The sequence below is a fragment of the Pseudomonas sp. TNT2022 ID1044 genome (genome assembly GCF_028656895.1).
In the GTDB taxonomy this organism is placed as follows: Bacteria; Pseudomonadota; Gammaproteobacteria; order Pseudomonadales; family Pseudomonadaceae; genus Aquipseudomonas; species Aquipseudomonas reinekei.
The window spans coordinates 321,956-332,567 of the sequence record NZ_JAMDHB010000001.1 but is presented as its reverse complement, the minus strand read 5'-3'; the positions used below and the strand labels follow the sequence as shown (position 1 = coordinate 332,567).

Genomic DNA, 10,612 nt, shown 5'->3' with positions numbered 1-10,612 from the left:
GTTAATGGACACGCAACAACTGACCCAAGGCCTAAAACAGGCACTCTTCGTTGAGAACCACCGCATCGTGTTTTGGTACGACCCTGAGCAGGGCTTCACGGATGAACTCGGCCAGCTTGATCTGCCTGGCGTTCAGGTGTTAAACATGCAGGGGCATTCCACCTTCGGTACCAAGCTCAAGCTGGAGCTTGAGGACACTGTAGGTAAGTACTTGCTCTATTTCCCATGCGCCGAACCAGACGCGAATGATGACTGGCTGCTGGACATTAAGCTGTACTCGCGCAGTTTCTACGCTGACAAGGTATCACTGATATTCAATGACCTGGGCTTGCACCAGCAGGTGCTCCGTGAACATCTAGCCAAGCGTGAGCGCTTCCTTAGCAGCAAGGCTCGTCTAGCTAGCCTGAAGCGTTTGATCCAACCAACTGACACTGAGCATGAGTTGGATCTGGCGATGATTGCCGTTGTGCTGGGTGCAAATGGCAGTGACGTCATGACGCTGCTTTGCACCTTGGCTGATGGTGCCGTACGTGACGATTTGGGTCTTGAGCAGAATCCAGCGGTCATCGATGAACTGTACAAGTTTGGCCTGATGCCTGCGTTGCTGCAGGCCCTGCGTGACGAGGTAGGCTATCCGGCCTCCATCGAGGAAATCAGTGGTGATAAACCCTTCCGCTTTGGGCATTTCCTAATTCGACTGCTGGCAACCGGATTCTGCGAAAGCATCGGCGATTTACCCAGCTGGGCCTCAGCGATTGCTATTCCCTCAGCCAGCGCACGCGCTACTTCACGTGCACTGCTTTCCCGCTGGCGTGACAGCTCACGGTTTTACCAAGCCTACGATGAGATTTCCGGCTGGGTCGGTGAGGCCCTGCACATCACCCAGAAGATTGGTGAAATTTCGTTGGAGAGCTTGGCCAATGTTGCGACCTTCGAAGCCGTCGAGCGGCAGATCATTGTCGACCTGACCAAGGCTATTCCGGAGGCAGATCCGCGTGACCTTAGTCTGTTTTCGAAGATCATCTCCGAGCGACTGGATAACTACTGGGCGACTCGCCATAAGGACGATGAGACCCGCCGTAAGTACCGGCTGCTATACACGGCGCTGTCGGCTGCAATCAACCTGTTTACGCAGCGTCACCAGCACGCTGCAGGTTTCCACTTCGCCAGTACCGAGGCGCTGTACAAAGCCTATGAGAGCGAGTTGTACCGTTTTGACACGGCTTATCGCCATTATTTCGCCGCCTCTCAGCGCGCCCACGTCGAGTTGCTGAAGAAGCTCGATGAGGCCGTCGAGCAGTGCTATGCGTATTGGTATCTCGATCAGCTCGCACGCTCCTGGGGCGACCGTGTTGAGGCCGAACAGCGCTTGGAACACTGGAAAATACCTGGCGTTCCTAACCAGCAGAATTTCTATGAGCGTTGGGTAGCGCCCTTGTTGGAGGGGCATCGTAGCAAGCGCGTTGTAGTGATCATCAGCGATGCCTTCCGCTATGAAGCCGCCGTCGAGCTGTGCCAGCGCATCAATGAAAAGCGCTACAGCAAGGCCAGCCTGAATAGCCAGTTAGGCGTATTGCCGAGTTACACCACATTGGGCATGGCTTCCCTGTTGCCACACCAGACGCTGGAGTATCGCGAAGGCAGTGATGGTGTGTTCGTAGATGGACTCAATACTGGCAACACCATCGCTCGCGACAAGGTTCTTGCCCAGCATGGCGGTATGGCCGTGACGGCACTGCAGGTCAAAGAGTGGTCCCGTGACGCTGGGCGTGAAGCGCTTAAGGATCAGCAGTTGGTTTACGTCTATCACAACGTGATCGATGACCGCAGTGACAAGGGCGGTGGCTCCGAGGTGGATACCTTCCACCACGTCGAGTTCGCCATTGAGGAGCTGACCGAGCTGACCCGCAAGATCCTCATGCACTTCAACACCAGCACGGTGTTGATCACGGCCGATCATGGGTTCCTCTTCCAGCAGAGCAAGCTTGAGGCGGCGGATCGCACCTCACTCGCAGAGAAGCCGGATAGTGCGATCAAGAGTAAGAAACGCTATGTCATTGGCCATACGCTGCCTGCTGCCAAGGATGTCTGGCAGGGATCGACCAAGCAGACCGCGGGCACAACATCGGACACGCAGTTCTGGATACCCAAAGGCGCGAATCGTTTCCACTTTGTCGGCGGTGCACGCTTCGTCCATGGCGGGGCCATGCCTCAGGAAATCGTTGTGCCTGTGCTGACGGTCAACCAGTTACGCGGTGAGAAAGCGGAGAAACGCACCAAACGCAAAGTCGGGGTGATCTCACCGAAATCAGCCCTGAAGATGGTCACCAATATCCAGCGCTTTGACCTGATCCAGACCGAGTCGGTCAGCGAGCAGGTGCTGCCAGTAACGGTTGCTGTGGCGATCTACGAAGGGGAGCAGCCGGTCTCCAGTGAGGAGGTTGTGACGTTCGACTGCGCGACGGATTCCATGAGCGAGCGCCTTAAACAGGTACGCCTGTCACTATCAGGCAGCGACTTCGACCGGCAGAAAGATTACTTCCTGGTGATCCGCGATAAAGATCTGAACACTGAGCTTGAACGCTACCGTGTGACGATTGATCTGGCCTTCACCGACGACTTTTTTTGAGAGCACGAGACTAAATGGAAACCCAAGTGGATAAAGATCTCGATCAGTTGCTCAACGAGCACTTCGCCGGTCGCGTGGTGCGCAAGGATCTGACCAAGCTGATAAAGGAAGGTGCGAACGTACCGGTTTACGTCCTTGAATACCTGCTGGGTATGTACTGCGCGTCCGATGACTCAGAGGTGATCGAACAGGGCCTGAAGAACGTCAAGACGGTTTTAGCGGAGAACTATGTTCGCCCGGATGAGGCCGAGAAGGTCAAGTCTCTAGTTCGCGAGCGCGGTACGTACAAGGTGATTGACCGGGTCACCGTGCGATTGAATGAGAAAAAAGATCGCTACGAAGCCTCTTTCAGCAACCTCGGCATCAAGGACGCTGAGATCTCTGCCGGCATCGTCAAGGAATATGAAAAGCTCCTTGTGGGCGGCATCTGGGTGATCGCAACCCTGAGCTATTACCACGAGGAAGGCCAATCGGGGTCGCCTTTTGGCGTCACGCTGCTCAAGCCGATCCAAATGCCGAACATGAACATGCAGGAGCTGTTCGCAGGGCGTGCAGCGCTGAATACACTGCAATGGCGCGAAGCTTTGATCCGCTCCATCGGCATGGAGCCCTCGACCCTAGATGAGTCCGTGCAGTGGCATTTACTGGCCCGCATGGTTCCCTTCGTGGAGAACAACTACAACGTCTGCGAACTCGGCCCACGCGGTACAGGCAAGAGCCATATCTACAAGGAGTGCTCACCGAACAGCATGCTGGTGTCCGGCGGCCAAACCACCGTCGCTAACCTGTTCTACAACATGAGCAGTCGCCGCATCGGTCTGGTCGGTCTTTGGGATGTGGTGGCCTTCGATGAGGTGGCCGGCATCAACTTCAAGGACAAGGACGGCGTGCAGATCATGAAGGATTTCATGGCCTCCGGTTCTTTTGGTCGCGGTCGCGAGCAGATGGAAGCCTCAGCCTCCATGGTCTTCGTCGGTAACATTAACCAGAGCGTTGAATCACTGGTAAAAACCAGCCATCTGCTGGCTCCGTTCCCTGAGCAGATGATCGACGCAGCCTTTTTCGACAGATTCCACGCCTACATTCCTGGCTGGGAAATCCCGAAAATGCGCCCGGAATTTTTCACTAACAGGTACGGACTAATCGTCGATTACCTGGCTGAATTTTTCCGCGAAATGCGCAAGCGCAGCTTCGCCGACGCCATCGACAAACACTTCAAACTGGGTAACAACCTAAACCAGCGCGATGTGATCGCAGTACGCAAAACAGTATCCGGTCTGCTCAAGCTGCTTTACCCGCACGATGTGTTCACCAAAGAGGACGTGCGCCAGTGCCTCGAATACGCACTTCAGGTCCGCCGACGCGTGAAAGAACAGCTAAAGAAGATCGGCGGAATGGAGTTCTACGATGTTCATTTTAGCTACATCGACAACGAAACCCTCGAAGAACACTTCGTCACCGTGAAAGAGCAAGGCGGTGGTGGTCTTATCCCTGAAGGGCCAGGAAAGCCCGGTTTTATCCACACTATAGGCTTGAGCGGCAAAGGTATGCCTGGGCTGTATCGGATCGAACTGCAGGTGACCGAGGGTACCGGCAAGCTAGCTACCTCAGGTCTATGGAACTCCAGCTCTGCCAAAGAACAGGTGAAAATTGCCTTTGACTACTTCAAGGCCAACGCCTCGCGCATCAGCGCCTCGGCTAAGGTATTGGAGCACGACTTCCATTTACATGTGGTTGAACTGCAAAACACCGGCCCACTTACTCATATGGCACTACCCAGCCTAGTAGCTTTTGCTTCCGGGCTAATGGGCAGGCCTGCGCAAGGTCAAATGATCGTGCTCGGTGATATGAGCTTGGGCGGCAGCATCACGCCAGTTGAAAGTATCGCCGAGTGCCTGCAAGTGGCTTTCGACGCGGGAGGAAAGCGCGTTGCGCTTCCTATGAGCAGTGCCAAGGACATCCCCAGCATTCCAGCTGAACTGTTCACCAAGTTTCAGACCAGCTTTTATGGCGAACCTGTAGAGGCTGTATTTAAGGCAATGGGCGTGGATTGAAGCGAGTCCATCTATCAGTCCGCTTGCGACTTTGAGGCGGGCTGCTTGCCCCTCCTCGAGGGCCATGTCCTGAAAATATCACGGTAAACCGTTACCTCGCCATTGAGTAGGTGGGGTTTATGGAGCGCATACAATGAATGCAGTATAGGGACAGAAATTTTTTGCGCGTTGCTACTGCAATTGGAGGTATTCAGCTTTATGAGCGACACATTCTTGACTAGAAAAATAAAAGATCTATCAACCATGAAGCCCCCCAGAAGCCTCTATGGATACATCCATTTCATGGGGATTGACCGCAAAGAATTCACCGATTACAGAGAGTGGTTACAGTACTGTGAGCTTTACAAAGCCATGGTTGCCCTTCAAGGCTCAGATGGCTTCGAAGTACTAGCGGCTCGAGTGATTGCCTTTGTAGAAGAAAGCCGACCAAAGGCAGCGAAAACAACCCCTTCACCTACTCAGGCTCGTACCCCCAAGAAGAAGCGCCGCATGAATAGCGAAGAGCGCCGGCGCTTGAGCGAAGAGGAGTTACACCTTCTGAGTTTGGAGGCAAAGAGTAAAACGGAACGTTTTCTCGCAAAAGAACTCCGTAGAGCTAAACCCATTCCAAGCAAAATGATTGAAGACTGGAACGCATTACCGAAAATTGGTCTCGGTATTGAGAGCACGATGCTACCTCTGCCGAAAACTAGACGGGACCAAGTTACATTAGATGCTCACACAACCTCTGCTACTCATCAAAATACCACGCCTCATATCTTGTACGTCCCTGGATGGACAATGGCACAAGATGAAGACTAGCCATGTTTATTCGTTTTTTTCTTTATTTTCAAGGTATTAGAATAATCTCCCTAGCACATCTGGCGCCCAATTCATGATAATCAGCTCACCTGTCACTTCGGCCCTCCCCTGTCGCTGCTTGGGACTTGAACTGTACCCTTCACGACACCAAAGGCTTACGCCTGTTCCTGCTCAGTAATGCTGGCGACATTGAAGTGCTCGCCCCTTCGGTAATACGAGCACGTGCGCGAAACGCTTCGTCGAGCAGCGAGTGTATACGCGGGCGATTAATTGCTCGGACCGCAGATCCGATGCAATTGCGTAAGTGCATTGGACATGACTACCCAAACGTGCTGCCACTGACTAGACATAGGCATTCGGGATGTCGGGTGGACGCCTGGAAGGCTGAGTTTCATGGATTTTGCCCATCCGCCAGTCAAAATGATGGCAATGAGCCGCACTGGGTGATTGAATCCACGCGAAGCGCCAAACATCCCATGCCTACCCAGCACCCGATTCGAGATCGTAAATCATGGAAGAACTTTGCTTGGACTCACACAGTGTCGATTTGACCGCAGCAACGCTGGCTAGCAAATTCGTAGGCGATATTTCTGGTGTTTTCAGGGTGCCTGGATACCAACGTGGCTACCGTTGGGACACTACGGATGTGGACCGCCTGCTGAACGACATCTGGCAGGCGTTGAAAACCGCAGAACTGGACCAGCCCTATAACCTACAGCCCATTGTGGTCAAACAGCACTCACGAGGCTCTACGGCGCAGACATGTCAATGGGAATTGGTCGATGGGCAGCAGCGCTTGACCACGATCTACCTGATACTGCTCTACATGCATAAAACGGGTTTGAACAAGGCCCAGCTGCCCTATTCACTGCACTACGAAACCCGCCCAGGGAGCGCAACATTTCTCGAAAGGCTCGGCGATGAGGAGCTGGACGACTACGACAGCAACATCGATTACTTCCACTTGCACAGGGCGTACCGCTGTATTGGCAAGTGGTTCGATGCCCACGGCGCCCGCATTCAATTCGCGGCTAACAAATTCTATGAAGCGCTGTTCGAGAAAGTAGCGGTGATCTGGTACCAAGCCCCTCAGGACATGGATGCCACGGCCCTGTTCACTCGATTGAACGTCGGCAGGATACCGCTGACGGACGCGGAGTTGGTCAAAGCGTTGCTACTGTCCAGGATCAAGGTCGAGCATGCCCATCGAGCCGCCGAGGTCGCCAGCCAATGGGACATCATCGAGCGCGATCTCCATGCTCCCGAGCTGTGGGGTTTCATCTGTGGCAATTCGCCGAAGGTTGCCGACCGCTACCCGACCAGGATCAGCCTTTTGCTCGATTCCCTGGTACCCGGCAGCCAGTCACGCAAGTCAACGCGCTACCATACCTTCGAGTCTCTGCGGCAGGATATCGAAGCCGACCCTCTAGCATTCTGGCTGCAGGTTCTCAACCTTCATGACCTGATGCTTGGCTGGTTCAACAACCGCAACCTGTTTCATAAGGTGGGTTATCTGGTACTCACAGGGATGGACTTCGGAGAACTGGCTCGCTTGTCCGCAAATCAAAGCAAGCGTCAATTCGAACAGGACCTGGATCACCGCATCAGAAAGTCGTTGGACCTCAAGGCTTCGGACGTGGAAGCGCTCAGCTATGACGACCGAAAGGACTACGACAAGTTGCTGCACCTGCTGTTACTGGTGAATGTCGAAACCATGCGCCGGGTCCCACACGCCAACCAACGCTTCCCCTTCCACATGCACACCGATACTGCATGGTCGCTGGAGCACATCCATGCGCAGGATGCCGAGAACCTGACCAAGGCCGAACAATGGCAAACCTGGTTAAGGCTGCATTTGACCGCGCTCAATGAGCTGGCTCCCAATACCGTCCCGCAACAGTCGCAGCTGCTGGAAGATCTAAAGATAGCGCTTGAGCAGGTCGGCACTGCGCAGAACTTCGGCAATACCTTTCAAGACTTGGCCAGTCGTGTCGTCGCCGCTTTCAATGCGCCCGACGAGCAGACTGCCTCCGCTCATGGCCTGCATTCCATCGCCAACCTAGCCCTGCTGTCGAGGTCGGACAACAGCCTGCTGAGCAACGCGGTGTTCGAGGCCAAGCGGCAAATGCTACTGGATGTAGACCGCAAGGGAGGCTACATACCGGTCTGCACGCGCAATGTCTTCCTCAAGTACTACACCCCGGCGAACGCGCACCAGAACCATTTCTGGGGCCCACAGGATCGCAATCATTACCTCGATACAATCCTCGAGATCGCAAAGCCCTATTTCCTGAACGAAGAGAAAATGGCATGAACCACACGCTCACGTCGTACATTTCACTCTTCGACAATAACTTGCATGCAACTCATGGAATCCGAAGAATCGAAATTCCGCTGATCCAGCGCGATTATGCACAAGGCCGCCATGGTGCATCGGTGGAGCGAATCCGCAAGGACTTCGTCGATGCCTTACATGATGCCGTCATGCATGACGACCGCCCTATTAGCCTGGATTTCATCTATGGCGATGTCGTGGACGGCACCCTCTACCCCTTGGATGGCCAACAGCGCCTGACCACGCTGTACCTGCTGCACTGGTACCTGAGCTGGCAGGCCGGCGAACCCATCGAAGGGCAAGCATGGCGCAACTTTACCTACGCCACCCGCGCCAGTGCCCGTCAGTTCTGCGAGGCATTGGCCAACTATCGACCACCCGCCAGCGAAACCGACCTGAAGGGTTGGGTTGTCGATCAACCTTGGTACTTTCACGGCTGGCAACATGACTCCAGTATCCGCGCCATGCTAGTCATGCTGCAGGCGCTGGAACAGCGCTTTGCCGGCGCCAGCAGCGAAGCATTCGCTGCTGCCTGGGAACGTCTTGCCGCGACCGACCATCCGGCAATTAGCTTCCACCTACTGCCGGTGGTGAAGAACAAGCTCAATGACGACCTCTATATCAAGATGAACTCTCGTGGCAAGCCGCTGACACCGTTCGAAAACTTCAAAGCGCATTTCGAGACGCTGCTCAAAAGCGCTTGTCCTGCACAAGCCGACGATTTCGCACACAGGGTTGATACCGTGTGGACGGATGTCATCTGGGATTACAAGGACGCTGATCAGCTTATTGATGATCAATTCATGCGCTACTTCCGTTTTGTGTTTGACCTTTGCGCCTGGCGCGAGGGCAATCGCACCGACAGCAAGGCCAGCCTCGATCAGTTGGCACAAAGCCTGTTTGCCAGCGACCAAGCGAAGGCGGTCGAGCACCTGAACTTCCTGTTCGCAGCCTTCGATGTCTGGGTCAAACTGGACACGAGGAATACCTTCAACAGCTGGCTGCGTACAGCCGACGCTCGATCCTCATCTGCCCTGCTACTGTTCAATCCTCTGCGCTCCCAGCCCGACCAGAGCCGCATCGACCTCTTCGGTGGTTGCTGCCGGCATTACGGGGATGCCGAGTGGAGTCAATCTCATAGCCTTCTGCTCTACGCAGTGCTATTGCATCGCATGCACAAAACCGCTGATTTCCCTGAACAGTTACGTGTCGTGCGCAACCTGATCGAAGCGTCCGGTGGCGGTGAAATGCGCGCACAGAACATGCCCGCCTTATTGGAAGATGTGCGCCGTGTCATCGTCGACGGAACCCTGGACGGCGTATCGACCTTCAATCAGAAGCAGATAGCGAACGAAAAGGACAAGATCAGCTTCCTTGCCGCCCACCCGTCGCTGCGCGAAGTGGTCTACCGACTGGAAGACAACATCGTGCTGCACGGCGCACTGGCCGTGTTTGACCTCGACCCAGCCCAGGACCCTGCAATTTTTGCCCAACGTGCCTTAGCGTTTCTCACCTTGTTCGAAGATGTGCACTGTTGGCCACAGTTGACCGGCGCACTTCTCTCACTGGGCGATTATTCGCGCAAGCAGGATCGTTATGGCGGCTACCGATTTTTCGATTTCGGCTCGCCGCGCAGCGAAGCAGTCTGGCGAGATCTGCTTGCGAACAGAAAAAGTCCCGAGTTGATACAACCCCTTACCCAACTACTCGATCAGGTCGCGCAAAGCGGTAACGATCTCGCCGTGCTCAAAGAGATTCAGCAGGCGTTCCTCGCCGCGTGCGAACGCGACCATGTGCTGGACTGGCGTTATTACCTGGTCAAGTACCCGCGCATGCGTGAAGGTAACTCGGGCCGCTATGCCATCAGCCAACGTGGCTACAGCATCTGCATGCTGAACTTGACAGTCATGCGCAGTTACTACCGCGACCCCTATCTCTCGGCGGTGGCGACCACGAGCGGCTTGAAGATTCCAGACAACAACCTCTGGTTTATTGGATACGAAACCCTGCGTCGCTGGCTGGAACGAACGGGTGGTACTGTCGCCATCGAAAGTGTCGACGATGGCTGGAAACTCGAAAACTTACCTGACGACCCTGAACTCGTACGGAATATGGAGGACTTACGTGCAAGCTTCAACATCGGCAGTGACCAGATATATCGAGTGCCACAGGAAAACGGCATAGATGCTACTGACCGGATCATGCTGGGTGCCAAGTTGCTCCTTGCACTGGATGAGCTCGGTCTCTAGCGGCAGGATCGGCTCAAGGGTTAGCCGGTTTCTGATTATTAAGATTGTTGACGATGGTTGTCCAAATGTCTGCTTTGCCAAAAGCCGACATCTGCCCCCGACTGATCAGGGACAGAGCAAGTGGACTTTCCGCACCGGAGATTCATTGGTCACGTTGGTGCTATAACGCAGCAATGTTGCTAGGGGCCTCCCGCCCCATTACTAATGAGGATAGATTGATGACCTGGCCCACGAAGCAACGTCCCCTCCGCGGTAGAGCAGCCCTGACTCAATCAGGGGTTTGAAATGTAGGTAACGTCATTGCACAGCTCGCCGTTGCAGCCCTCAACCAATGGAATTCCAAACAGTATTTCAGCATAAAAAAATATTAAATTTCTCTTTTAAATCAATAACATAGAACACAAACTCAGATTACCCCGGCCCATCACTTCAACGGTGGGTTGGTGCCAGCTCAGGCCGAGAAAAACTTAACGTCATGTCCGGAATTAGCTGACCACTACAAACCGGCTTGAGCACCAGTTTTCGAAATACTGGCTTAGCCCAT

5 protein-coding genes and 1 pseudogene are annotated in these 10,612 nt (G+C 54.4%); 5 read left to right on the top strand and 1 reads right to left on the bottom strand.

Annotated elements, in window-relative coordinates; translation table 11 throughout:
- The first annotated feature begins 4 nt into the window (after nucleotides 1-4).
- The 3 genes from pglZ to M5G20_RS01520 all read left to right on the top strand — a co-directional run bounded on the left by pglZ (nucleotide 5) and on the right by M5G20_RS01520 (nucleotide 5,484).
- A complete protein-coding gene (pglZ, locus tag M5G20_RS01530) occupies nucleotides 5-2,629 on the top strand; it encodes a BREX-1 system phosphatase PglZ type A (RefSeq protein ID WP_273917570.1) in 2,625 nt (874 codons plus the stop codon).
- A 14-nt stretch (nucleotides 2,630-2,643) separates the two neighbouring features.
- On the top strand, nucleotides 2,644-4,683 hold the full coding sequence (gene brxL / locus M5G20_RS01525; RefSeq protein WP_273917569.1) for a protease Lon-related BREX system protein BrxL: 2,040 nt from the start codon (nucleotides 2,644-2,646) through the stop codon (nucleotides 4,681-4,683).
- Nucleotides 4,684-4,881: 198 nt separating this feature from the next.
- The gene (locus M5G20_RS01520; protein ID WP_273917568.1) at nucleotides 4,882-5,484 is read left to right on the top strand and encodes a hypothetical protein; all 603 of its coding nucleotides are present in this window, start codon (nucleotides 4,882-4,884) and stop codon (nucleotides 5,482-5,484) included.
- 36 nt (nucleotides 5,485-5,520) lie between these two features.
- Here the strand turns inward: M5G20_RS01520 and M5G20_RS01515 are convergent.
- Nucleotides 5,521-5,613 (bottom strand): annotated as a pseudogene (locus tag M5G20_RS01515) (DNA adenine methylase); the annotation flags it as partial.
- A gap of 382 nt (nucleotides 5,614-5,995) precedes the next feature.
- Between M5G20_RS01515 and M5G20_RS01510 the strand changes: the two are divergent.
- Entirely contained in the window at nucleotides 5,996-7,798 is a 1,803-nt protein-coding gene (locus tag M5G20_RS01510) for a DUF262 domain-containing protein (RefSeq protein ID WP_273917567.1), read from the top strand.
- Complete coding sequence (locus M5G20_RS01505) at nucleotides 7,795-10,068, top strand: DUF262 domain-containing protein (RefSeq protein WP_273917566.1); 2,274 nt, start codon at nucleotides 7,795-7,797, stop codon at nucleotides 10,066-10,068. Before M5G20_RS01510 ends, M5G20_RS01505 begins: the two co-directional genes overlap by 4 nt.
- The last annotated feature ends 544 nt before the right edge of the window (nucleotides 10,069-10,612 follow it).

Bases quoted from the DNA above. Each gene is read 5' to 3' on its own strand.
- brxL (WP_273917569.1), top strand. From the start codon at position 2,644: ATGGAAACCCAAGTGGATAAAGATCTCGATCAGTTGCTCAACGAGCAC.
- M5G20_RS01520 (WP_273917568.1), top strand. From the start codon at position 4,882: ATGAGCGACACATTCTTGACTAGAAAAATAAAAGATCTATCAACCATG.
- M5G20_RS01505 (WP_273917566.1), top strand. From the start codon at position 7,795: ATGAACCACACGCTCACGTCGTACATTTCACTCTTCGACAATAACTTG.
- M5G20_RS01510 (WP_273917567.1), top strand. From the start codon at position 5,996: ATGGAAGAACTTTGCTTGGACTCACACAGTGTCGATTTGACCGCAGCA.
- pglZ (WP_273917570.1), top strand. From the start codon at position 5: ATGGACACGCAACAACTGACCCAAGGCCTAAAACAGGCACTCTTCGTT.